We start from the raw sequence: 23,793 nt of genomic DNA, 5'->3' as shown, positions 1-23,793 counted from the left end.
AAAAAAAAATTCTATGATTTTCCTTTAAATCATAGAATTTTTTTATTTTTAGTTACATTTACTCCCATGAATTATTTGGCGCATTCTTACCTCTCATTTTCAGACCAGCAAATTGTAGGGCAATTTTTAGAAGATTATGTGAAAAATAATGCGCGGGGAAATTTACCAAAACAAATCCAGCAAGGCATAATTTTACATCGCGAAATAGATACTTTCACAGATTCTCACCCCATAATTTCAGAAGCCAAACAGATTTATCAACCGTTAGTTCGGCTTTATTCAGGTGCTTTTATAGATGTAAGTTTTGATTATTTTTTGGCCAATCATTTAGCAGAAAAGGAGTTGAAAAGCCATACAGATAAAGTATATTTAGCTTTGCGGAAACACCAATTTTTTTTTCCTGAAAGTTTTGAAAGCCGTTTAAATGGTATGCAAAAAGATAATTGGCTCTACAATTATAGATTTGAATGGGGTATAAAATACAGTTTCCAAAATGTTTTAAACAAAGCAAAATATTTAGAAAAAGATATTCCAATTTTCGAAGTTTTTCTCAAAAACAAAGCATTTTTACAAGAAAAATTTAATCTTTTTTTTCCTGATTTATTAGCGCATATCACCAAGACCAACTCTCAATTTTAAATTGATTAAATAAACCTGTTGTGCATTTAGTCAAGCTGCATAATTAACCGTAAATCAAGTTAAACGCAAAGGCACAAGAACTTAGTTATTATGAAAATAGTTCAAAGGCGTAAGAAAATCAAAGATTTTCATCTTTTAACGAAGTTAAAACTTTGCGTCTTATAAACGTAAAACTTTGAAAATGATTTATTTGTGCCTTTGCGTTTAATATTTTTCTATATGCACAACATGTTAAATAAGTTAATTTTTATAAAAGGAATCTTTGCAATTCCGTGAAATCCACGCGATAAATTCTAAAGAATATTAAATTTCAAAAGCATTAAAATCTGCCAAATCAGCAAAATCTGTGAGCGTAAGTTTTTCAGAAATGTCAAAAAAAATGCTCAATCCGCGCGAGAAAATTCGTCAGAAATCACCGTCCACAACGGTTCATTATAAGAACGAAAAAAATTAATATGCCCAACCTCAACTTTCGGCGAATCTGAAGTTTTTAAGATTTTATAAGTAGGTTTCAGATTTGGAAAGGTTTCATTAAGTAAACTTTTCACTCCTTTTTCAGTAAGCCAAGCATCATCTTCGGCGCGCAAAACCAAAACTTTTTGGTGTAAATCACTCGAAAAATTAAAACCCATTTTTTCTAAAAGTGCATTGGTCGATTTTTTATTTAAAATAAGTGTACGCCAATCTTTCGCTACATTTTTTGGTAAACTTTCACCCAAACCAAATCTATGAGCTGGAAAATATCCGAAAAGTTTTGTTGAAAGTGGTTGTATAATGCCAAAGCCGAGATAGCCTAAAATTTTGATTTTTAATTTTAAATGGCCCACAAAGGCTTTTTGTGTACTGATAAAAACAAAACTTTTAAACAATTTAGAATCTTCATTCATACCCAAAATCAACGCGCCAACAGAGTGTCCGATTAAATATTTTTCAAAATCTGGATAGTTGTTTTTTATAAAATCCGTCAAGGTGGTAAAATCTTCCTTGCCCCAAGTTCGCATAGAACTATTGTGGTTTTTCAGATTTTTTGGTTTAGAAAGGCCGATTCCAGAATAATCGTAAGTGAAAACCGTAAAACCTTTTTTTGAAAAAAACTGAGCAATTTTAAAATAGATTTGTTGTTTTACGCCTGTTGCAGAATTAATTAAAATGAGTTTTCCGTTTGAAATTTTGGGTTCAAAAAGAGTTGCGACAATCGGTTGGCTCAAATTGTTTTTTAATTTTAATTCTTTCATTTAAAGTATAACATTTATGAAAAAATTTGAATATTCCATTAAAATTAAATCGATTTCGGAAGTAAATAAAAATTTACAATTTTCTATATTTATTTTTGTGCTCTTCGTGATAAAAAGTAAAAATCTTTTTGTGCTTTGTAGTTAAAGACTAAACCAAAACATTTTTTAAGAATGGCAATCCACTTTGTGAGCCTCTATTTTCTGCGACTTTAAGAGAAACATCATTTCCAAATTTCACACAATCTTTAATCTGATTTTTATGGCAATATGCAATGGCAAATCCACTTGTGAAAGCATCACCCATTCCCATTTTGTGGGCTGTTTGCGCTGGATCATTTCTATAATAACTCATTTCTGACCCATTAAAATAGATGGTAGAATTGGTATCGTCTCGCACAAATAATTTGTTGGGCAGGCTTTTCATAATTTGCTCTCTACTTTCTGGGCCGAAAATAGCGCCTAAATCGCAGGTTTTTGCAATAATAAATTCCGATTGATCAATTATATTTTGTGGAAGTTTTTGTCCTGGCGCGGCGTAAATGGCAATTTTTACTTTTAATTTTTCGCATTTTTTATACAAATATTCAATAGTTTCCAAGGGAATTTCTAATTGCGTAAGAACCAAATCTGCTTCCGAAATTACTTTTTCAGCGGCATCAATATCTTTTGGAGATAGCAAATTATTTGCTGCTGGAACTACAGTGATTGCGTTTTTTCCTTCAGAAGCGATGACAAATGCTGTGCCTGTGGAACTTGCAGGTTTTTCAACTAGAAATCCATAATTAATATTTTCTTCACGAAAATTTCGGCAAATTTGTTGTCCGTGGGGATCTGCGCCAATTGCACCAATAAAATAAACGCTTGCGCCCAATCTAGAAGTTGCAACGGCTTGGTTGGCGCCCTTTCCACCGAAAAAACTTTGCGATCGGTCTGCTAGAATTGTTTGGTTTGCTTGTGGCATTCGGGAAGTATTAAGAACCAAATCGATTGAACAACTGCCTACTACCACAATTTTTGGCGAATAATCTGCGTTAAATTTCATGTTTTGAATATTCATATTAAAAAATAAAAATTCTTTTTGCTAAAATTAAGCCATTTCTATAAATTCTGAAATAATTTTTACGGGTTTATTTTGCAAGTCGAATGCGATATAAGTTCCATAAAATCCTTCACCATAGCCCGTTTCAAAAGCAATCATATTTTCTGCTTCATCTTCATCAGGTTTTATAATAGAGAATTGGTTGGTAGCACCGCTTAAATCGATAAAAAATGGATGAAAAAATTCTTCATAAATGCCCATAAAATCTGCACCTTTTCTGTGGTAAAGTCGGGTTTCTAAATGGTTTAAACTCTCCTGCGTTTTTACGTCCATAAAACAGCCCATTCCGCTTTTTACGGGATATCCAAAGATTTCGCCGTCTGCTAATTCTTTAATGTTTTGATTTTCACAAAGCGCTAATTCCCAGTTTTTTATCGCTTTATCTGAAAAGGTAATTTCAACGTAAGCCACGCAGTTACTTTCTTTTTCTTTATGAATTAAAATTGGAAAATCGCCTTTTGGAAACTGGGTTAGAAATGGTGCTTTATCATTGGTGATTAGCGGATCGCACGCAATTATTTCTCCAGAACTAATGTGCAATTCTCCTGCTTCATAAGTATCTATTAAGATATTATCTGCTAAATTTTTACTGAATAATTTTGCTAAATTTTCTAAATGCTTCATTTTTTCTGTTATATTTTCAATAATTACGGCTTTGTCCTTTTTGGATATGAAGCAAAAATAATCTCTGTGCCTCCGAGTTTAAAAATTGTATTTAATATTACAAATACCCGATTTTATTTTAAAGTTAAAGTCATTTTGAGGAAGTAAAAAAACTAAAGTGATCTAATTAAATACCAATATTTACTTCTTCTCATGTGACTTATTTGTTAAAAACCCTAAAGCGTTTTCAGTTTTTCCTCTAATAATTTGATTTTATCCAACGTGTCTTTCTTCTTATTTTGTTCGTTTTCTAAAACTTGTTTTGGCGCACCTGCAACAAATTTTTCGTTGGATAATTTCTTTTCCACTGAAATTAAAAAACCTTGTAAATATTTTAGTTCTTCTTCAGTTTTCTTTTTTTCTTCTTCTAAATCAAGGTTTTCACTTAAAGGAATTGAGATTTCTGTACTTCCAACTAAAAAGGTAAAAGATGGTTTTTCTGTTTTTTGCTTAAAATAAACAGCATCAAAATTTCCTAATTTTTTAATAATATCTTCATTTTTGAAAGCATCTGCATTGGTAAAAATTTCTACTGTTTCGCGAGGCGAAATGCCTTTAGATTGGCGGTAATTTCTAATCCCCGAAATTATTTCTTTCGTGAAATCAAAGTTTTTCACCAATTCTTCGTTAAAATTTTCTGCTTTTTTCTGCTGTGAAATAACTAAGGCTTCATCAATATTTCTATTTCCCATTTGCTGCCAAAGTTCTTCAGACAAAAATGGCATAAATGGATGCACCAATTTCATTAACTCTTCGAAGAAATAGATGGTTTTTTGATAAACTTCCCTAGAAATTGGATCGCCGTAATTGGGTTTGATAATTTCTAAATACCAAGAGCAAAAATCGTCCCAAATTAACTTATGAATTAAATGCAAAGCATCAGAAATCCTGAATTTTTCAAATTGATCTGCAACTTCAATAAGCGTTTTATTAATTTGATTTTCAAACCAATCAATCGCCTGTGAATCTGCTGAATTTGGTTTAATTTCTTCAGATTTTTCCCAATTTTGAACCAATCGGAAAGCATTCCAAATTTTGGTGGCAAAATTTCGTCCTTGAAGCATTAAATCTTCATCAAAAAGCAAATCATTTCCCGCCGCTGAACTCAATAAAATTCCTACACGAACGCCATCTGCGCCATAATTTTCAATCAGTTTTATGGGATCAGGTGAATTTCCCAATGATTTTGACATTTTTCTACGCTGCTTATCGCGCACAATTCCAGTGAAATAAACATTTTTAAATGGAATTTCTTGTTTAAATTCTAAACCTGCCATGATCATTCTTGCCACCCAAAAAAAGATAATATCAGGCGCGGTTACTAAATCTGTTGTGGGATAATAATAATTTATTTCTTCGTTTTCGGGATTATTTAAACCATCAAAAACTGAAATTGGCCAAAGCCACGAAGAAAACCAAGTATCAAGCGCGTCTTGTTCCTGTTTTAGGTTGTCGGTTGTCAGTTGTCGGTTGTCGGTTTTTTCTTTTGCTAAAATTAAGGCTTCGTCAATATTTTCCGCCACTACGAAATCGTTTTCGCCCTCACCGAAATAATACGCAGGAATTTGCTGTCCCCACCAAAGTTGCCGCGAAATATTCCAATCGCGAATGTTCTCTAGCCAATGTTTGTAGGTGTTTTTGAATTTTTCTGGGAAGAATTTTATCTCGTCGTTCATCACAACATCCAACGCAGGTTTTGCAATGTCGTCCATTTTCAGAAACCATTGCACCGACAATTTTGGTTCGATGATTTCGCCTGTTCTTTCGGAAGTTCCCACTTTATTTACGTAATCTTCGGCTTTTAAAAGAAGATCATTTTCCTCCAGTTCTTTTGCGATTTTTTTTCTGACAATAAATCTGTTTTCTCCCGCATATTTTGGTGCGAATGAATTCAAATTTCCATCATCATCCAAAGAATCTATGATTTCTAAATTGTGTTTTTTACCGATTTCATAATCGTTAATATCGTGCGCTGGTGTAATTTTTAAAGCGCCAGTTCCAAATTCAATATCCACATAATCATCTTCTATCACAGGAACCACACGATTTACTAAGGGAACGATGACGTTTTTTCCTTTTAAATGAAAATATTTTTCATCATTTGGATTCACGCAAACAGCGGTATCGCCAAAAATGGTTTCTGGTCGGGTAGTGGCGACGGTTAAAAACTCGTCAGAATTTTCAACTCTGTATTTTAAATAATATAATTTGCCGTTTTGTTCTTTAAAAATTACTTCTTCATCAGAAATATTGGTTTTGGCTTTCGGATCCCAATTTACCATTCTGTATCCGCGATAAATTAAACCTTTATTAAATAAATCAACAAAAGATTTTACGACTTGTTTAGAAAGATTTTCTTCTAATGTGAATTTTGTGCGCTCCCAATCGCAAGAGCAACCGAGTTTTTTTAATTGTTCTAAAATTGTTCCGCCATATTCGTCGGTCCATTTCCAGGCGTGTTTTAGAAATTCTTCCCGTGTTAAATTATCTTTTTTTATGCCTTCAGATTCTAATTTTGCCACTACTTTTGCTTCAGTAGCAATAGAAGCATGATCCGTCCCCGGAACCCAACAGGCATTATAACCTTGCATTCTGGCGCGTCTAACCAAAACATCTTGAATGGTATTATTCAGCATGTGCCCCATGTGAAGAATTCCGGTAACGTTTGGTGGAGGAATAACGATGGTATAAGGTGGTCTTTCGTCTGGCGTGGAGTGAAAATAATTATTTTCTAGCCAGTATTTGTACCATTTGTTTTCGGTTTCGGTCGGATTGTATTTCTCTGAAATTTGCATAGTTCTTAATTCTAAAACGTAATGTTTGCAAAAATAAGATAATCAAAAAACATTTCTTGTATTTATTAATTATTATTTAACTTTGCCTATTATTAATTAAAAATAATTTTAGAAAAATGAAAAATATTTTAGCAGGTTTGTTCTTAACAGCAACATTTGCAGTTACTTCTGCACAGACGATTTCTTTTAATGAAACGACTCACGATTATGGAACTATTGCAAAAGGTTCTGATGGGCATACCTTTTTTACAGTTACAAATACAGGCGACAAGCCTTTAATTATTTCTAAAGTACAACCTTCTTGTGGTTGCACAACGCCAGAATGGAGCCAAGATCCAATTATGCCAGGAAAATCGGCGAAAATAAAAGTAGGATATAACACACAATTGGTAAATCCTTTTGAAAAATTAATTGAAGTTTACTCAAACGATCCAAAAAATGGTAGAAGTGTGCTTTATATAAAAGGTATTGTTACTGGTGATGCGGCTCCTGCACCACAAGTTGCTGCACAAACAGCGCAAATGGCACCTGCTAAAAATGAAGTTTCGACTATGAGACCTCAAAAACCAGCAAAAAATTAATTTTTTTTATTTAAAAAGATTAATATAGCCAAAATTGGCTAATAAAGAGCAGTTTACAAAAGTTGAAAACCTTATCGGTAACGATTTAGTAATGGTGCACACTGCGCTTACTTTCATTGAATTACCTTGTAAATCATCTTTGCAAATTTAATAAATAAAAGGGTAAAGTCTATAAGGCTTTACCCTTTTTGCACACAATATTCAAAAAAATCTTTCCCAATATGGGGGAACCTGTGGTGTTGGTTTCAATATTATTTCCAAATTTTGGCATACCAAGAACTAGATGAGTTCTGAATAAAATTCTGTAAACTTTAAAAACATCTATGCTATGGAAATTATATTGAGTAAAATATTATCAGAAATTCGGCATAAGGAGGACAAAATTTCTTCTCAAATGATAAGGTCATCTGATGAAGCATATCAAATGACTTTGTTTCTAAATGAAATGTTGTGTGCTATTAAAACTGAAGTATTGCAAGTTGGATTTTTAAATGAAGATCAAGAGGTTGATTTCTTTAAGAATGTTAAACCGCAAATCCTTGGAAAACTTATTTATTACAATAAAGTATTTCGGATAGAAACTACCTGTCCCGTGAGTAATGGTAAAATACATCAAAGTTATTATGAAAATGTTTTAAAAAATCTCAAGTTAGAATATAAAGAAAGTATTTGCAATGAAGATTTCTACAGATATTACCGTGCTGGCAGAACCGACCGTGATCACACTTATTTCAGGCTCGGAAAGATTAACTATCACGATGGATTAAAGAGTGGCGTATTTGAAATTGACCTTAGCTTCTCCACATATTACGACAACAAAATAGCACATATTATTGCCAATGAACTACTTTATACTTACACTCTTACTAAAATAAATCCTGAAGAAAATCCCGATACAATATTACAAAATTTAGATACAAACAAGGATATTTCGTGGACCAATTCTCAAAATGCACTTATCGAACTGATATATGCTCTGTATGCTTCAAATTCCATTGCATACGGAAAAATAGGCATCCGAAAATTAGCTTTGATTTTTCAAGTGCTATTCCGAACTCCCTTAAATGATATTCATCATTCTTTCCACCGAATGAAAACAAGAGCAGGTTCAAGAACTGCATTTTTAGACCAACTCAAAATATCCCTCGAAGAATATATGGATAAAGACCTTTAGCTATATCAAAAATAACCGTTTGAAAGCAGTACCAAAACGTACTGCTTTTTTCTTTGCCCATATCTGCCAATTGGCAAATGCTCTCAAAACTTCATTACAAAATATCCAAAATCCCATAAAAACCTTGTTAAACAAGGGTTTTCCCTAATTGTAAAAATTTTAAAAAAACAGACAAACCAATTGGCAAGGCTTGGCAGACAAACACTGCCACCTTTCACAATTTTGCATAGTGAACTTTAAAAAGCTATGCAATGAAAATAATAACCATCGAAGAAGACGTGTGGATACAGCTAAATAGCCGTATCAATGCCATTGCCGACTATTTGAAAAGACAGGAAGATAAAAGCTATGATGACCTGTGGCTCAATAACCACGAGGTATGCCAATACCTGCATATCAGCGAAAAAACCTTATGGCGTATGAGAACCAAAGGCGAGATTAGTTATTCAAAAATCTACGGTCAATATTTCTACACCATGGGATCCATAAAAGATATGCTTAATGCCAACGCCATACAGAGTAGTGAGGAATTTGTACAGGAGCTTATGGCAAAAGGTAAAAGCTATATAGAAAAAGGCAGAAAGCTAAAGACAGATAAAAAATAGGTATGAACCCTTAAAAATATCATTATGAATATTGACAGAATGGAATTTTTGGCGTGGATGGAACGCTTAATGGGACGTCTTGATATGCTGGGCGATAATATAGATGATTTACAGAAGAAACGTAATAGCATAGATGGCGAGGAACTGCTCGATAACCAGGATTTACTTCAGATGCTGAAAATCAGCAACCGTTCCCTGCAACGGTATCGCTCCATCGGCAAACTGCCCTATTATACTATTAGTGGAAAGCTTTATTACAAATTGTCTGATGTTCATCAATTCATCAGAGATAGCTTTAACCCACCCACAATTAAGATGAACGTCAATAAGTGACAAACACTGCCTTTGAGTGCCAAGTAATGCAATTCAGTGAAGGCTTCCTTTACATTCGGCATTGAATTTTAAAATTTTCAGACTATGAGTGAAGAAACAACAAATAAGCAGGAAATGCCCGAACAGTTATCGGACATATTGCTGGTGCTGGATAAAGAAAAAATGAAAATCCAAGCCGTAAAGAGTATAGACGAAAACGGGAAAATGGAAACTGTTGATCCCACGAAGAAAAACCAAAACCAGTTTATGCGTGTGGACAAAAGTGGTGATTTCTTTTCGAACTTCTTCTCCAATTTTTTCAGCCAGCTAAAGAACCCTACCAATTTTTCATTCTTTAAAGTGCCTGCACCTGTCGCTGTTGAAAAAGCACAGGAAATGCAAAAGCAGGTTGACAAGCCAACTCCTGAAGGCGAAAAAATAATGAAAGATCACGAAGTAAAAATAGAACAGCAATCGGATAAAAAACAAGTAAATCAAAATAATATGGCAACAACAGAAACAACACAGCAAGCAAGCGAATACCGCTACAAACCGGAGCAGATTGATTGGGATACTATGACCAATCTCGGATTAAGCAAGGAATACCTTGAAAAGAGAAACCTACTTGAACCTTTATTGAAAGGTTACAAAACGAATGAACTCTTACCGATTGGTGTCAACCTCGGTGGTACAATTCTTCGTACAGATGCCCGCTTGTCTTTACAGCAAGCCGAAGACGGAAAAGTTGTGGTAGGAATACACGGCATCAAAAAAGAACCCAATTTGCATTTTGAATTTTTCGGGCACAAGTTTACGGATGAAGACAAAAAGAACCTGCTCGAAACTGGTAATATGGGGCGTGTGGTAGATTTGAAAAATTCCAAAACTGGCGAACTGATGCCTTCCATTATCAGTATAGACAGACTAACGAATGATGTAATTGCATTGAGGACGGATTTTATAAAAGTTCCAGATGAAATTAAAGGCGTGAAATTGGACGATGCCCAGAAACAAACCTTAATGGAGGGTAAACCGCTAAAGTTAGAGGGTATGATTTCTACCAAAGGAACAGAATTTTCGGCAACAGTACAATTCAATGCAGACAAGCGATATGTGGAGTTTCTGTTTGACCGCAACAATTCTAACAGGCAAACCCAAAGCAATGGACAAACTCAAAACAATCAGCAAAACCAATCTCAGGAAGCTCCAAAAACATTCAGAGGTAAAGAATTGACCGATGATCAACATAAGGATTTTAAAGCCGGTCAAACCATCTACATTGATGGATTGAAAGATAAAAAAGGGCAACCATATCAAGGTTATATCACTTTCAATAAAGAAAATGGAAAAACCAATTTTGAATTTCCAAATCAATACAAGGAAAGAGTAAAACCAACCGAAGCCCATAAAACGCAAACTGCTGTCAATTCGGAGGGCAAGACCAATGAAGCGACCAAAAATATCAAAGAGCCTTTGAAGTCTGGTCAACAAACACCGAAAAACAAACAACAGCAGGAACAACAGGAAAAGCCCAAAGCTCCAGCAAAAACCAGAGGCAAAAAAATATCTTAAAGTATGAAAACAATCATTGCAGAAAAACCAAGCGTAGCAAGGGAAATAGCCGGACTTTTGGGAGCATCTGATAAAAAGGAGGGCTACCTTACAGGCAACGGCTATTTTGTTACCTGGGCATTCGGACATTTAATAGGGTTGGGAATGCCCGAAGATTATGGAATTTCGGGATTTGATAAAACAGCGTTACCAATTTTACCCAATTCTTTTTTATTAACTGTTCGCAAAGTAAAAAAAGATAAAGGCTATACAGCCGATACAGGAGCGTTAAAGCAACTAAAAATTATTGAACAGCTTTTCAATAAAAGCGAGAGCATTATTGTGGCTACCGATGCAGGCCGTGAAGGCGAATTGATATTTCGTTACATCTACGAATACCTGAAATGCAACAAACCGTTTGAACGGCTTTGGATAAGTTCGTTGACCGAAAAAGCCATCAAGCAAGGATTTGAAAACCTAAAACAAGGAAAAGAATTTGACGGATTATACCAAGCAGCACAAGGCAGAAGCCGAGCTGATTGGTTGGTAGGCATTAATGCAACACAAGCATTGAGCATTGCCGCAGGAAATGGTATCTATTCCCTCGGAAGAGTGCAAACGCCTACCTTGGCTTTGATATGCAAACGTTATTTGGAAAACAAGAATTTCAAGGTTAAGAATTATTGGCAGATACAGCTATCGCATAATAAAGAGTTGATAGATTTTAAAAGTATTTCCAAAACAAAATGGGAAGACCAAAAACTTGCCGTTGATACGCTGAAAGCCATTCAACGAAACGAAACTACAACAATTACATCAGTAGAAACCAAAAGCGTTACGGAACAACTGCCTTTGCTATTCGATCTTACCGGATTGCAGAAAGAAGCCAATAAAAAACTGAATTTGTCTGCTGACGAAACCCTAAATATTGCTCAAAGCCTCTATGAAAAGAAGTTTATCACTTATCCACGTACCGGAAGCAAATATATTCCTGAGGATATGTGGGCAGAAATCCCCAATCTTGTAAGGGCTTTACAGGACAGAGAAAGCTGCAAACAAGCGATTACAAAAATGAAATGGGGTCGCTTCAATAAACGTATTGTGAACGATTTGCGTGTTACCGATCACCACGGTTTGTTGATTACAGATAAAATTCCTTCAGCACTGAATGCAAAGGAAAATTCCGTTTATGATATGATTGCCTTTCGATTGCTCGAAGCCCTTTCACAAGCCTGCATCAAGGAGATAACCGATGTTGCTTTACAGTCATTGCATTATGATTTTACCGCAAAAGGCTGTAAGATAATTGAACCTGGTTGGCGTTCCATCAAAGGGAATTTCTCCGATGATGATATTGAGCCTGTACAGGATTTACCTGAACTAAATAAGGGCGATGAACTCAAAATAAAAGAAGCTTCCGTTCTCGAAAAGAAAACCAAACCACCTGTACTTTATACCGAAGCAGGACTTTTATCAGCTATGGAAAGTGCTGGAAGAGAAATAGAAAATGAAGAAGAACGGAAAGCGTTGCAAAACATCGGTATCGGCACTCCCGCTACAAGGGCCTCCATCATCGAAACCCTGTTTACTCGAAATTATATCCAACGAGATAAGAAATCTTTAATACCAACTGAGAAAGGATTACAGGTTTACGAATTAGTCAAAAATCGCAAAATTGCAGACGTGGCAATGACAGCCGAATGGGAACTCACATTGCAGAAAATCGAAAACAACGAAGCAGATGCAAGGGTGTTTCAAAAGGAAATGGAAAATTACGCCTCATCTATTACCAATGAGCTGTTGCAGACTTCCATTGCCCAAAACAACTTGCCAAAACTCATTTGCCCGAAATGCAAAAGCCAGCAACTCATTATCCGTGATAAAATCGTGAAGTGTACTGATGAGGCTTGTAATTGGGTTCAGTTCCGTAATGTGTGTGGCGTACAAATCGGCATAGCCGATATTGAAAGCCTTATCAATAAAAAGAAAACTTCACTCATCAAAGGAATGAAAAGCAAGGCAGGTAAGAAATTCGATGCTTATATCGTGTTGAATGAGGATTGCAAAACCTCTTTTGAGTTTACCAAAAATAAAAGCTACAAAAAGTAATGGAAAATAAGCCTATTAGCATAATGGAAATCAAAAACCTGATTTATTCCATACGTGGAAAGCAAGTGATGTTGGATAGCGACCTCGCTTCCTTATACCAAGTGGAAACAAAGAACCTCAACAAAGCCGTAAAAAGAAATATTGAAAGGTTTCCTGCTTCTTTCTGCTTTCAACTGACCGAAGAGGACGTTGAAAACTTGAGGTTCCAAATTGGAACCTCAAGTTTGAGCTACGGCGGAAGACGTTATCTGCCCTATGTTTTTACCGAACAAGGGGTCGCAATGGCTTCTGCCATACTCCGTTCAGATATAGCGGTTAAAGTCAGTGTTGAAATTATGGAAGCCTTTGTAGAAATGCGGAGAATGCTTACCAGCAATGCCTCTCTTTTTCATCGTTTAGATAACATTGAACTGAAACAATTAGAAGCCGACCAAAAATTTGAAGAGATTTTTAAGGCTTTGGAAAGCGATAAGCTCCACAGTGAAAAAGGAATTTTCTACAATGGGCAGGTTTTTGATGCCTATGTCTTTGTATCAGACATTGTTCGTAATGCCAAAAACTCCATTATCCTGCTGGATAATTATGTAGATGATACGGTACTAACCTTATTGGGCAAACGTGACGATGCTGTAACTGCAACTATCTATACCAAAAATATCAGCAACCAGCTAAGGCTGGATGTACAACGGTACAATAGCCAATACCCTCCGATTGAGATTGAGATTTTTTCCGATGCTCACGACCGCTTTTTAATTATTGACGATACGGAACTCTACCATATCGGAGCATCACTCAAAGACCTGGGCAAGAAATGGTTTGCCTTTTCGAGAATGGATATTGAAGTCGGCAGAATGCTCAAAATCTTAAACCAACAATAAACCCTCTAATTCAGAGGGTTTTCTTTAGTTTTTTGATGCTTCAAAATGCTCTTGTACGTTCTTAAATTAACTTTAGTAATATTTTTTCTTTAGCCATAAACTTGCCCTTACCAATAATATGAGTACTGGAACTTCCACCAGTGGGCCGATAACGCCCACAAATGCCTGTGGCGAATGAATACCAAAAATTGCTATTGCTACGGCTATTGCCAATTCAAAATTGTTTCCTGTGGCTGTGAATGCGATGGATGCGTTTTTGTCGTAAGGAACTTTAAGGGATTTATTGATAAAGAAGCTCACAAAAAACATCAGTACAAAATAGATGATTAGCGGTATGGCTACTTTTATTACATCCATTGGCAACTCTAATATTTTATCGCCTTTCAGACTGAACATTAATACTATCGTAAACAGTAAAGCATATAATGTAATGGGCGATATTCGGGGTACAAATTTCCGGTTATACCATTCTATACCTTTTGATTTTACAAGGAAGTAACGGCTTAAAAAACCTGCCAAGAATGGAATGCCTAAATATATCAATACGCTTTCGGTAACATCTTTCATTGATACGCTTACATTGAAATTGGCTAACCCTAATTTTTCAGGTAATACATTGATGAATAACCAAACCAAGAAGCTATAAGAAAGTATCTGAAAGATGCTGTTTAATGCAACTAACATAGCTGTATATTCTCTGTTAGCTTTAGCTAAATCACTCCACACGATAACCATTGCAATACACCTTGCTAAACCGATAAGAATTAAGCCTGTCATATAATCGGGTTCGTTTCGTAAAAACAAAACTGCTAAACCGAACATCAGTACCGTGCCGATAATCCAATTCAGCAATAAGGATATACCGATTACTTTTTTATCCTTAAATGCCATAGGTAACAATGAATAATCAACCTTTGCCAATGGCGGGTACATCATCAATATTAAACCTATTGCCAACGGAATGTTTGTAGTGCCTACGGATAGGGCATTTGTAATTTTTGAAATACCGGGAAAGATATATCCCAAACCTATACCTACTGCCATTGCAAGGAATATCCATAAGGTAAGGTATCTGTCTAAGAATTTTAATTTTGGTTGCATTGCGTGGCTAATTTGTAAGTTCTTTATATTGGTTTGATGTCAATAATTTTTCTAATTCTGCAATATCTTTTATTTCAATTTTTATCAGCCAACCATTTCCAAAAGGTTCTGAATTGATTAGTGTTGGTTCTTTTAATAAGCGTTGGTTCGTTTCAATGATTTTACCCGATACAGGCATAAATAAATCACTGACCGTTTTAACCGCTTCAACAGAGCCGAATACTTCATCCTGCTGAAAACTATATCCAACATTGGGTAAATCTGCATATACGATTTCGCCCAATTCGCTTTGTGCAAATTCTGTAATGCCTATTGTACCTGTGTTGTCGTGTACGCTTATCCACGTATGTTCTTTTGAATACTTTCTATCGGTTGGAAATTCCATTTTTATAAATTTTTAGATTAGTAGCCTCTCCTTAAATTTTCTGCGTATTCGTTTGGTAAAATGCTTTCCTCTACTGCTTTTGCTGCTCTTTCAATATCATAATCAAAGCGTATAAATTCCACACTGATACTGTCTTTATCCAATACAGAACTTTGCTCGTTGATAGTAAGTATTACATAACCGCCTCTTACATCGCTGTCTTTCGGCTTTCCTACCGAACCTATATTGATGGCGTGTCTGAAATGGTTTTGTCCGTCAATTCCCGAATTTAAAATACGGTGGTATGGCTTATGCGTATGCCCGAAACACATAATGTCTGCGTCTGCCTGTTCCATAATTCTAAGCATACTTTTTTCTTCCCTGTCTTCAAATAAGTATTCGTTTATCTTTCTTGGGCTACCGTGTACCAATAGTAAATTGAGCTTGTCCTCGTTCAACTGAAATTCTACTTTGATATGTGCCGGAAGTGTACGCAAATAGGCTCTTTCTTCATCTTTCATAATAGAGTTGGTAAAGGAAATAGATACGCTGCCATTGCCTTTTTCACTATCGGTTTTATAAGCACATCCGCAATCATTGCTCATACGCCCGATGCCAAAATCATAATTCCCTGCAATGGTTGGTATTTTCCTTTTACGGATTTCGTTCACTACTTCATTAGCCCAAATATTATAGCCTACCAAATCGCCTAAGCAATAAATACTGTCGGGATTTCTTTTTTCCATATCCTCAAAGAATGCTTCTAATGCAGGTAGATTGGCGTGAATGTCACTGAATAATGCAATGTTCATTTTTATTGATTTTTATTGATTTTTATTGTTTAAATTTTGTCTTATTAATTTTAGTATTAACAACAACCTCCTCCTGGTGTACAAGCGTGAGAATTGTTTACAGATAATTCAGCCAAATTTTTCTTTTGTTTTTCTGAAGGAATACCGCAGGCATCTTGAGCCAAACAAGCTGTTGTTTTACTTTTCAGTACGAATGTTTTTCCGTTGAAATCCAAATCATATTTACCGATAGTATCACTTTGATATTCTACTTCTATTTCGGCATCTTCCATACCTAATTTTTCTTCGGATAGTTTGATGATGTTTAATAGTTTGGTTGGCTTCAATCTATGTTCGTAATCGTCAGCATTCCATAATTGGAAATTGACAACTTTTTCATTTCTAATCGTTCCACCACAATCAATGAAGTGTTTTGTAACAACACCTATTTCTGTAACGTGGAAGTGTTCCGGTACAAATGTTCCGTTCTCTAATTGAAATTCAACATTCTCTAATGCTGGTAAGATTTCTTTGATTTTTGATAGTTTCATATTAACTGAATTTTAAGTAGTACAATAAATGTTATATTGCAATATAACGATGTTAAATATTAAAAAAATGCTATGAGCAGCACTTGGTTACTTTTACCTCCTGATTGAAAAACGCATTAAATTCCTCTTGAATTTCATTCCATACTTTTTCATCAATACAATAGCAAACAGATTTTCCCTCAATGGTTCCCTGAACGATACCGATGTTTTTTAATTCCTTTAGATGTTGTGAAATGGTTGCCTGTGCCAACCCTAATTCCTCAACCAAATCGTTACAGATGCAGACATCTTGATTGATGATATATTGAAGTATAGCAATCCTTGCAGGATGTGCCAAAACTTTAAATCGAGAAGCCAGCTTATTCTGTTGGTCTGTAAATATTTCTGATTTGGTAAGTCCCATTAGTTTACATTTTTACATCGCAATATTACGATAATAAATTTAAACACAAAAGTAGTTTATGAAAAAATATTCAAATCTTAATTCTTTTCAAGTTTCTATTTCAATTTACTAAGTGGTAAAACCCTACCTCTCAAAGCCAAACCCTGCCACTTCTGCAAAGGGGCTTATCTACTGCTATAATTTTAGGCTTCAAGCAAAATTCTAAACAAAAATTATAGTATGGATACACAGCAAAAAGACTTATCGTATTTCAGGTTACGACTGCAAGAATTATTAAACACCAGCTTCCCCGAAAAGGCAAACGACCAAAAATTTATTGAGCAACGTTCTTCGTGGGCTGCCAATGCCTACGAGGGTGCTTTTAGTTCGGGAAACGCCATTGAGCAATGCAACGAAATAGCCAATTACATTCTTTTTGAGGGCTTGCACTTCTCCAAATTCGATACGGTTTTTCAAGTCGTATGCAATGAGTTCGATACCCTAATGGCAGACGAGGAACTGCGACCGTTCGCCCTTAAAATGTTTCCCATTTGTGAGCCTGTTTTCTCCGGCTATGAACTAACCGATGACTTCGCATACGGTTATGAGTTTGACCTGCTCTATACCGAAATAACCGGAACCATCGCAATATGGATAGAGGAAAATGGGCTTCAGTAAAAAGCAACATCTCCAACAGAACATTGATGCCCTGCGAATTGCTTTTAAACTGGAAAAGGAGAAACGGCAAGCCACTGTAGGCGAAAGACTGTCAATGATGCGTTATAGCGGATTTGGCGGTCTTAAATTCGTGTTGAACCCCATAGCAAACGAAATAGACATCAACAATTGGAGAAAGACAGAACACGACCTTTTCCCGATTACGCAGGAACTCCACCAACTGCTCAAAGAAAATTCAGAAGACGAAAAGCAATACCACAGGTATGTGGACAGTATGAAGAGCTCTGTACTGACGGCTTTTTATACACCGCCACAGGTCATAGATACTATTTCCACAACCTTGCGTGATAGCGGTCTGAACATTGATAAATTTCTCGACCCCTCCGCAGGTATCGGCTCATTCGTACAATCCTTTTCGGAAAATCAAAAAGCCAGTGTTACCGCCTATGAAAAGGATTTGCTCACAGGCAAGATTTTAAAGCAGCTTTATCCCGAAAGCAATATCCGTGTAAGTGGCTTTGAGGAAATTCCCGAAAAGGAACAAAACAGCTATGATGTAATCGCCAGCAACATACCGTTTGGAGATACTTCCGTTTTCGACCTTTCCTATTCCCGCAACAAAGACAGCGCAAAAGTACAGGCAGCCCGAAGCATACACAATTACTTCTTTCTGAAAGGTGCAGATATGCTCCGTGATGGTGGCATATTGGCTTATGTTACTTCGCAGGGCATCCCCAATAGCCCCAAGAACGAACCCATACGCAGGGCGTTAATGCAGGATAATAATCTCATTTCAGTTATTCGCCTGCCCAACAACTTGTTTACAGATTATGCAGGTACAGAAGTTGGCAGTGATTTGATTATCCTGCAAAAGAATACGGCAAAACAAAGCCTGACCGAAGCCGAGGAACTGTTTTGCCAAAGCAGGCAAACAGAATACAATACTCCGGGCAATTCGCTCTTTCAGGACAGCACAAGAATTGTGCATACCGACCGTAAATTAGATACCGACCCTTACGGACAACCTGCACTCATCTATACTCATAAAGACGGCGTTAATGGAATTGCCAAAGACCTCAAACAAATGCTTTCCGAAGATTTTGGAAAGTACCTGAATTTGAGTTTATATAAAGGCGAACGAAACGATGAGCCTGTAATACAAATTCCGATTGAACCAACGGTTATACCTCCGGTTATCGAACCTGTAACCATTCAACCGGAAATACAATCTTTATCTGTTCCTATAATCAATCGGGAAAGTCCGCAGGAATTAAAGCAACTAAGCATCTTCGACTTGTTTGAAAATGTGGACGAGCCTGTAATGGTTGCTGCTCCACCCAAAAGAACGACACAAGTTAAAAGGCAAAGCACCAACAAAAGAAGAGGTGCAATAGGTCGCCTACCTGACCTGTTCAGCAGTGCGATGCAGCAACCTTATACGCCCCCTGTTACTAATAGAGCCACCAATGGAAATACATCTACCAATGGTAAAAAACAGGAAGCTATCGGCGACCTGTTTTCACAAATAAACGGGAATGGCCAAGATGCTCAACCAGCCGTTCCCGACACCATTCCCGAACCTGCTCCTTATGGTGGCAAACTGCATCCGTTCCATCGTAACGATTGCCTTGTTGTAGATAATGGTTGGGTCGGTCATCTCCAAGATGTAGATACATCAGACGGTACGGCAGTTTTCCACCCTTTAGCTTTACCGACCTTACAGAAAGCAAGAGCCGAAGCGTACATTGCTGTACGTGATGTTTACCAAGAGCTTTACAATAAAGAGGCAAAGTTTCAGACCGAACACAAGGAAGAACGGGAAACCCTTAACCGCCTTTACGATGCCTTTGTCAAAAGGTACGGAAATCTCAACAGTGCAGATAATATCAAGCTCATCAAAACGGATAGCTCCGGCAAGGAAATCCCTTATTTGGAGCGTGTCGTTGGTGGCGTAACCCATAAGGCGGATATATTCAGCCGTCCTGTAAGTTTCTCCACCTTAACCATAGCAACGGACAATCCCGAAGAAGCGTTAGCAGCTTCGCTGAACAAATACGGAAGCGTGCATTTGGACTATATGTCCGAAATCAGCTGTATGACCGATGATGCTTTGAAAGAAGCCTTACACGGTCGCATTTACTACAATCCTTTGCAAAAGGAATATGAAATATCCGAACGCTGGATTGCGGGCAATGTAGTAGAGAAAGCCCAAGAGGTACAGAACTACATTGAAAACAATCCCAATGATACCGAAGCCAAAACAAGCCTTACCGTTTTGGAAGAAGCCCGACCAAGACGAATTGAGTTTGAGGAACTCGATTTTAATTTGGGCGAACGCTGGATACCCACAGGCATTTACGCCCGTTTTGCTTCACACCTGTTCGATGCAGATGTACTCGTTCATTATTCCGAAAGCTCCGATGACTTTTCCGTAAAGTGCCATCAGAGGAATATGCACATTTGGGAGAAATACGCCGTCAAAGCCGAAAGCCGGACGTTTGACGGGATTGCCCTGCTCAAACACGCCCTTGTCAATACCACGCCTGATATTACCAAAAAAGTGATGGTTGGCGACCAAGAGGTCAAGGTACGGGATATGGAAGCCATACAAATGGCGAACACCAAGATTGACGAAATCCGTACCGCCTTTACTGAATGGCTCCACGCCCAAAATGATGAGTTTAAAAACAGGCTGACCGACCAATACAACGATACTTTTAACTGCTTTGTCCGACCAAACTATGACGGAACGCATCAGGACTTTCCGGGATTAGACCGTAAGGCATTGGGCATTGAAGACCTGTATTCAAGCCAAAAGGACACGGTTTGGATGATAAAGCTGAACAACGGTGCTATCTGCGACCACGAAGTAGGTGCAGGAAAAACGTTGGTTATGTGTACGGCAGCACAGGAAATGAAGCGTTTGGGACTGGCACACAAACCGATGATTATCGGGCTGAAAAGCAATGTTCACGAAATTGCCGAAGCGTACCGCACTGCTTACCCACACGCTAAAATCCTGTTTCCGGGTAAAGAGGATTTTACACCTCAAAAACGCCTACGGATTTTCGGGGATATTAAAAATAACGATTGGGATTGTGTAATCCTCACTCACGACCAATTCGGAATGATACCCCAAAGCCCCGAAATTCAAAAAGAAATACTCCAAATAGAATTAGACAGCGTAGAGCGTAACCTTGATGCCCTGCAATCGCAAGGCAAGGAAGTTACCAGAGGGATGCTTGCCGGAGTAATCAAGCGGAAAGAAAATCTCGAAGTAAAACTCAAAACCCTGCAACACGATATTGAGAACCGCAAAGATGACGTGGTGGACTTTAAGATGATGGGCATTGACCATTTGTTCGTAGATGAAAGTCATCAATTCAAAAACCTAATGTTCAATACACGGCATACAAGGGTTGCCGGATTGGGCAATGTGGATGGCAGCCAAAAGGCATTGAACCTGCTCTTTGCTATCCGTACCATTCAGGAACGCACCAATGCAGATATGGGAGCAACCTTTCTTTCAGGGACTACCATCAGCAACTCACTGACGGAACTGTACCTGCTGTTCAAATACCTGCGACCACGAGCAATGGAAAAACAGGGTATCCATTCCTTTGATGCGTGGGCAGCCATCTATGCAAGGAAAACGACCGATTATGAATTTTCGGTTGCTAACAACATTGTCGCAAAAGAACGTTTCCGCTACTTTATCAAAGTGCCGGAGCTGGCGCAATTCTACTCGGAAATCACAGATTACCGGACGGCAAAAGATATAGGCATTGACCGCCCTAACAAGAATGAGGTATTATATAACATACCACCTACACCCGATCAGGAAGTGTTTATTCAAAAACTAATGGAATTTGCCAAATCGGGAAATGCTTCTTTATTAGGAAGAGCTCCTTTATCTCCATCTGAAGAAAAGGCAAAAATGCTCATCGCTACTGATTATGCCCGTAAGATGTCTTTGGATATGCGGATGGTAAGCGGTGCGTATGATGACCACCCCGACAATAAGGCTTCGCATTGTGCGGACAACATTGCTAAATATTACAACCAATATAATGCACAAAAAGGAACGCAGTTTGTTTTCTCCGATTTGGGAACCTACAAGCCAGGCGAATGGAATGTGTATTCCGAAATCAAACGCAAGCTTGTGGAAGACCACGGTATCCCTGCGAACGAAGTACGTTTTATTCAGGAAGCAAAAAATGACAAGCAACGCAAAGAGCTTATCAAAGGAATGAATGAAGGTAAAATCCGCATACTTTTCGGTTCTACAAGTATGTTGGGCACAGGAGTTAACGCACAAAAAAGAGCCGTTGCTGTTCACCATTTGGATACACCGTGGCGACCAAGTGACCTTGCCCAAAGGGACGGCAGAGCTGTTCGCAAAGGCAATGAAATTGCCAAGTTCTTCGCAGGTAATAAAGTAGATGTAATCATTTATGCCGTAGAAAAATCATTGGACAGCTATAAGTTTAACCTACTATACAATAAACAACTATTCATAGACCAATTGAAAAACAACAATCTCGGCAAACGAACCATTGACGAGGGCAGTATGGACGAAAAATCGGGAATGAATTTTTCGGAATATGTGGCTATCCTATCAGGAAATACCGACCTGTTGGATAAAGCTAAATTAGAAAAACAGATTGCGGGGTTAGAAAGCGAAAAACAGGCGTTCAACCGTTCAAAGTATAGTGCGAAGTACAAATTGGAAGACTATACGGCTGAACTTGATAAAGCCCAATCCCGCTTTGACCGTATGAGCCTTGATTGGAATAATCTACAAGGGCGTATTCAAAAACGTTCGGATGGTACAATTGCAAATCCTGTACAGTTGGACGGTTTACCGCCCAATGCGGATATAAAACAAATCGGTGCAAAGCTTAACCAGCTTGCGGACAAAGCCCGCACCGGAGGTCAGTATGAAGAAATAGGAAGCCTGTACGGATTTACCTTGTATGTCAAAACCGAAATGTCCGAAAAGGAGGGCGTGGATATACGGGTAAACCGCTTTTTAGTGCAGGGAGAGGGCAATATCAAATATACCTACAACAACGGTTTAATTGCTAAAGATGAGAAGCTGGCGGCTATGAACTTTCTTAATGCACTGGAGAAATTGCCGGGCTATATCGAGCAGGAGCAAAAGAAAATTGCGGAAATACAGAAGGATTTACCTGTTCTTCAGAACGTGGTAAACGGTATGTGGTCTAAAGAGAGTCGATTGAGCGAACTCAAAACGGAACTGGCTGCCGTTGAACGGAAGATACAGTTGTCTATCACTCCGGAACCTAAAGAAGAACCAGCAGAACAAACCGAAAAACAGAAGCAAACTATAAAAATTTCAAAAGAGAATGAACAAACAAAAGCTATTACAATTCATCTATCAAGAGGAATTTAATAAGAAAGTTATTTTACTTCATCCTCCTCATCCATTTTTTTGATCAAAGTATCACGCATACTATCAAGAAATTTTGTCCTGTTCACTTTTCGTGATTTAAGCTCCATAAATGTATGATAGAAATCCCCCAAATCAATATTAAAGGTACATTCGAATGTTTTAGCAATCAGTTTTAAATCGGCATTACCATTATCAAATACTCCTTGTGAATATAGGCCGTAAACCAATTCGGTTAAAGCAGTTTTACTTCCAGTCCAATTTAATGAAGAATAATCAAATACTTTTTTCTGATTTTTATTATTCAGTTGGTCTTCGAGATATACTTGTATCAAATCATTGGCAATTATTTTAGCTACTTTATAGTCGTGTGAAGTTGTAAAATTGTGATCAGTTTCAAAATAGTAAGTATCTATGCTTAATCTCACATCATAACCACCTCTTACAAAATACCTCTCATCAAGATAGATGCTATTGGTTCTATAATACTTATAAAATTCGAGGTTGTTATCAAAAAATCTTTTTAGTTTTGCTAATTCATTGTCAATATACTTCTTTATTGTTTTCCCATTTCCATAAGGCTTTTTGGTTTCTATCTTATAAATAGCATTGTAATAAATTAATTTGGACAGAATAACAGGTTTCAACTTTTTAAAGAAGTAGATTTCTTCTTGTTTATTTTTAAAACCTCGTTTTAATACAAATTCTTTTAACTTTGATAAGCAATCTACTATAAGCACAATAACTTCCTGTGGCAGTAAGATTGGGTCATCTACTTCCAATGTCAACTCCTTGATTTTTTCTTCGAGTTTCTGTACGCATTCATTATAGTATTTTTCCATAGATTTTAGTTTAAGATTAAAATCGTAATG

At 37.1% G+C, this 23,793-nt stretch carries 20 protein-coding genes; 10 read left to right on the top strand and 10 right to left on the bottom strand.

Annotated features, from left to right (window positions below; translation table 11 throughout):
• The first annotated feature begins 66 nt into the window (after positions 1-66).
• Complete coding sequence (locus C4S29_RS09690) at positions 67-639, top strand: acyl carrier protein phosphodiesterase (protein ID WP_103913881.1); 573 nt, start codon at positions 67-69, stop codon at positions 637-639.
• A 383-nt stretch (positions 640-1,022) separates the two neighbouring features.
• On the opposite strand, the gene C4S29_RS09685 is transcribed toward C4S29_RS09690, so the two are convergent.
• The 4 genes from C4S29_RS09685 to C4S29_RS09670 form a co-directional block, all read right to left on the bottom strand.
• Positions 1,023-1,874 (bottom strand): alpha/beta hydrolase family protein, encoded by an 852-nt coding sequence (locus C4S29_RS09685; RefSeq protein WP_103913880.1) that lies wholly within the window; start codon positions 1,872-1,874, stop codon positions 1,023-1,025.
• A 148-nt stretch (positions 1,875-2,022) separates the two neighbouring features.
• Entirely contained in the window at positions 2,023-2,916 is an 894-nt protein-coding gene (locus C4S29_RS09680; protein ID WP_103913945.1) for a PfkB family carbohydrate kinase, read from the bottom strand.
• A gap of 45 nt (positions 2,917-2,961) precedes the next feature.
• Positions 2,962-3,597 (bottom strand): DUF4241 domain-containing protein, encoded by a 636-nt coding sequence (locus C4S29_RS09675; protein ID WP_103913879.1) that lies wholly within the window; start codon positions 3,595-3,597, stop codon positions 2,962-2,964.
• A gap of 215 nt (positions 3,598-3,812) precedes the next feature.
• Positions 3,813-6,431 carry a valine--tRNA ligase gene (locus C4S29_RS09670; protein WP_103913878.1) on the bottom strand — a complete coding sequence of 873 codons (2,619 nt, stop codon included), beginning with the start codon at positions 6,429-6,431 and terminating at the stop codon, positions 3,813-3,815.
• Positions 6,432-6,547: 116 nt separating this feature from the next.
• Between C4S29_RS09670 and C4S29_RS09665 the strand changes: the two genes are divergently transcribed.
• From C4S29_RS09665 to C4S29_RS09635, 7 genes are all read left to right on the top strand, one after another.
• The gene (locus tag C4S29_RS09665) at positions 6,548-7,012 is read left to right on the top strand and encodes a DUF1573 domain-containing protein (RefSeq protein ID WP_103913877.1); all 465 of its coding nucleotides are present in this window, start codon (positions 6,548-6,550) and stop codon (positions 7,010-7,012) included.
• Between the two features lie 328 nt (positions 7,013-7,340).
• On the top strand, positions 7,341-8,186 hold the full coding sequence (locus C4S29_RS09660; RefSeq protein WP_034871388.1) for an RteC domain-containing protein: 846 nt from the start codon (positions 7,341-7,343) through the stop codon (positions 8,184-8,186).
• A gap of 251 nt (positions 8,187-8,437) precedes the next feature.
• Positions 8,438-8,791: a helix-turn-helix domain-containing protein gene (locus C4S29_RS09655; protein WP_034871389.1), complete on the top strand. Its 354-nt coding sequence runs from the start codon at positions 8,438-8,440 to the stop codon at positions 8,789-8,791.
• Positions 8,792-8,815: 24 nt separating this feature from the next.
• The gene (locus C4S29_RS09650; RefSeq protein WP_034871390.1) at positions 8,816-9,124 is read left to right on the top strand and encodes a helix-turn-helix domain-containing protein; all 309 of its coding nucleotides are present in this window, start codon (positions 8,816-8,818) and stop codon (positions 9,122-9,124) included.
• An 84-nt stretch (positions 9,125-9,208) separates the two neighbouring features.
• Positions 9,209-10,675: a DUF3945 domain-containing protein gene (locus C4S29_RS09645; RefSeq protein WP_041516060.1), complete on the top strand. Its 1,467-nt coding sequence runs from the start codon at positions 9,209-9,211 to the stop codon at positions 10,673-10,675.
• A 3-nt stretch (positions 10,676-10,678) separates the two neighbouring features.
• A complete protein-coding gene (locus C4S29_RS09640) occupies positions 10,679-12,763 on the top strand; it encodes a type IA DNA topoisomerase (protein ID WP_103913876.1) in 2,085 nt (694 codons plus the stop codon).
• Positions 12,763-13,641 carry an ORF6N domain-containing protein gene (locus C4S29_RS09635; protein WP_103913875.1) on the top strand — a complete coding sequence of 293 codons (879 nt, stop codon included), beginning with the start codon at positions 12,763-12,765 and terminating at the stop codon, positions 13,639-13,641. The genes C4S29_RS09640 and C4S29_RS09635 overlap by 1 nt, the downstream gene beginning before the upstream one ends.
• Positions 13,642-13,713: 72 nt before the next feature.
• Here C4S29_RS09635 and arsB read toward each other — a convergent pair whose 3' ends face one another.
• The 5 genes from arsB to C4S29_RS09610 all read right to left on the bottom strand — a co-directional run bounded on the left by arsB (position 13,714) and on the right by C4S29_RS09610 (position 16,851).
• Positions 13,714-14,742: an ACR3 family arsenite efflux transporter gene (gene arsB, locus C4S29_RS09630; RefSeq protein WP_103913874.1), complete on the bottom strand. Its 1,029-nt coding sequence runs from the start codon at positions 14,740-14,742 to the stop codon at positions 13,714-13,716.
• 7 nt (positions 14,743-14,749) lie between these two features.
• Positions 14,750-15,127: a glycine cleavage system protein GcvH gene (gene gcvH / locus C4S29_RS09625; protein WP_078798968.1), complete on the bottom strand. Its 378-nt coding sequence runs from the start codon at positions 15,125-15,127 to the stop codon at positions 14,750-14,752.
• 17 nt (positions 15,128-15,144) lie between these two features.
• The gene (locus C4S29_RS09620) at positions 15,145-15,918 is read right to left on the bottom strand and encodes a metallophosphoesterase family protein (protein WP_103913873.1); all 774 of its coding nucleotides are present in this window, start codon (positions 15,916-15,918) and stop codon (positions 15,145-15,147) included.
• A gap of 56 nt (positions 15,919-15,974) precedes the next feature.
• Positions 15,975-16,448: a DUF6428 family protein gene (locus C4S29_RS09615; RefSeq protein WP_103913872.1), complete on the bottom strand. Its 474-nt coding sequence runs from the start codon at positions 16,446-16,448 to the stop codon at positions 15,975-15,977.
• A gap of 70 nt (positions 16,449-16,518) precedes the next feature.
• A complete protein-coding gene (locus C4S29_RS09610) occupies positions 16,519-16,851 on the bottom strand; it encodes an ArsR/SmtB family transcription factor (protein WP_103913871.1) in 333 nt (110 codons plus the stop codon).
• Positions 16,852-17,070: 219 nt separating this feature from the next.
• On the opposite strand from C4S29_RS09610, the gene C4S29_RS09605 reads away from it, so the two are divergent.
• Both C4S29_RS09605 and C4S29_RS09600 read left to right on the top strand, forming a co-directional pair.
• Positions 17,071-17,508: a DUF1896 domain-containing protein gene (locus C4S29_RS09605; RefSeq protein ID WP_103913870.1), complete on the top strand. Its 438-nt coding sequence runs from the start codon at positions 17,071-17,073 to the stop codon at positions 17,506-17,508.
• The gene (locus tag C4S29_RS09600) at positions 17,495-22,924 is read left to right on the top strand and encodes an N-6 DNA methylase (protein ID WP_103913869.1); all 5,430 of its coding nucleotides are present in this window, start codon (positions 17,495-17,497) and stop codon (positions 22,922-22,924) included. The genes C4S29_RS09605 and C4S29_RS09600 overlap by 14 nt, the downstream gene beginning before the upstream one ends.
• A gap of 8 nt (positions 22,925-22,932) precedes the next feature.
• Here C4S29_RS09600 and C4S29_RS09595 read toward each other — a convergent pair whose 3' ends face one another.
• Complete coding sequence (locus C4S29_RS09595) at positions 22,933-23,763, bottom strand: RteC domain-containing protein (protein ID WP_041516054.1); 831 nt, start codon at positions 23,761-23,763, stop codon at positions 22,933-22,935.
• Positions 23,764-23,793 lie beyond the last annotated feature (30 nt).

It is taken from the genome of Halpernia humi (genome assembly GCF_900108025.1).
In the GTDB taxonomy this organism is placed as follows: domain Bacteria; phylum Bacteroidota; class Bacteroidia; order Flavobacteriales; family Weeksellaceae; genus Halpernia; species Halpernia humi.
Note: the sequence above shows the minus strand (reverse complement) of the source record. Positions and strands in the feature narration are given on the sequence as shown.

What these genes read in the sequence shown, in the direction of transcription:
- C4S29_RS09690 (WP_103913881.1), top strand. Translation starts at nt 67, where the DNA reads ATGAATTATTTGGCGCATTCTTACCTCTCATTTTCAGACCAGCAAATT.
- C4S29_RS09685 (WP_103913880.1), bottom strand. Translation starts at nt 1,874, where the DNA reads ATGAAAGAATTAAAATTAAAAAACAATTTGAGCCAACCGATTGTCGCA.
- C4S29_RS09680 (WP_103913945.1), bottom strand. Translation starts at nt 2,916, where the DNA reads ATGAAATTTAACGCAGATTATTCGCCAAAAATTGTGGTAGTAGGCAGT.
- C4S29_RS09675 (WP_103913879.1), bottom strand. Translation starts at nt 3,597, where the DNA reads ATGAAGCATTTAGAAAATTTAGCAAAATTATTCAGTAAAAATTTAGCA.
- C4S29_RS09670 (WP_103913878.1), bottom strand. Translation starts at nt 6,431, where the DNA reads ATGCAAATTTCAGAGAAATACAATCCGACCGAAACCGAAAACAAATGG.
- C4S29_RS09665 (WP_103913877.1), top strand. Translation starts at nt 6,548, where the DNA reads ATGAAAAATATTTTAGCAGGTTTGTTCTTAACAGCAACATTTGCAGTT.
- C4S29_RS09660 (WP_034871388.1), top strand. Translation starts at nt 7,341, where the DNA reads ATGGAAATTATATTGAGTAAAATATTATCAGAAATTCGGCATAAGGAG.
- C4S29_RS09655 (WP_034871389.1), top strand. Translation starts at nt 8,438, where the DNA reads ATGAAAATAATAACCATCGAAGAAGACGTGTGGATACAGCTAAATAGC.
- C4S29_RS09650 (WP_034871390.1), top strand. Translation starts at nt 8,816, where the DNA reads ATGAATATTGACAGAATGGAATTTTTGGCGTGGATGGAACGCTTAATG.
- C4S29_RS09645 (WP_041516060.1), top strand. Translation starts at nt 9,209, where the DNA reads ATGAGTGAAGAAACAACAAATAAGCAGGAAATGCCCGAACAGTTATCG.
- C4S29_RS09640 (WP_103913876.1), top strand. Translation starts at nt 10,679, where the DNA reads ATGAAAACAATCATTGCAGAAAAACCAAGCGTAGCAAGGGAAATAGCC.
- C4S29_RS09635 (WP_103913875.1), top strand. Translation starts at nt 12,763, where the DNA reads ATGGAAAATAAGCCTATTAGCATAATGGAAATCAAAAACCTGATTTAT.
- arsB (WP_103913874.1), bottom strand. Translation starts at nt 14,742, where the DNA reads ATGCAACCAAAATTAAAATTCTTAGACAGATACCTTACCTTATGGATA.
- gcvH (WP_078798968.1), bottom strand. Translation starts at nt 15,127, where the DNA reads ATGGAATTTCCAACCGATAGAAAGTATTCAAAAGAACATACGTGGATA.
- C4S29_RS09620 (WP_103913873.1), bottom strand. Translation starts at nt 15,918, where the DNA reads ATGAACATTGCATTATTCAGTGACATTCACGCCAATCTACCTGCATTA.
- C4S29_RS09615 (WP_103913872.1), bottom strand. Translation starts at nt 16,448, where the DNA reads ATGAAACTATCAAAAATCAAAGAAATCTTACCAGCATTAGAGAATGTT.
- C4S29_RS09610 (WP_103913871.1), bottom strand. Translation starts at nt 16,851, where the DNA reads ATGGGACTTACCAAATCAGAAATATTTACAGACCAACAGAATAAGCTG.
- C4S29_RS09605 (WP_103913870.1), top strand. Translation starts at nt 17,071, where the DNA reads ATGGATACACAGCAAAAAGACTTATCGTATTTCAGGTTACGACTGCAA.
- C4S29_RS09600 (WP_103913869.1), top strand. Translation starts at nt 17,495, where the DNA reads ATGGGCTTCAGTAAAAAGCAACATCTCCAACAGAACATTGATGCCCTG.
- C4S29_RS09595 (WP_041516054.1), bottom strand. Translation starts at nt 23,763, where the DNA reads ATGGAAAAATACTATAATGAATGCGTACAGAAACTCGAAGAAAAAATC.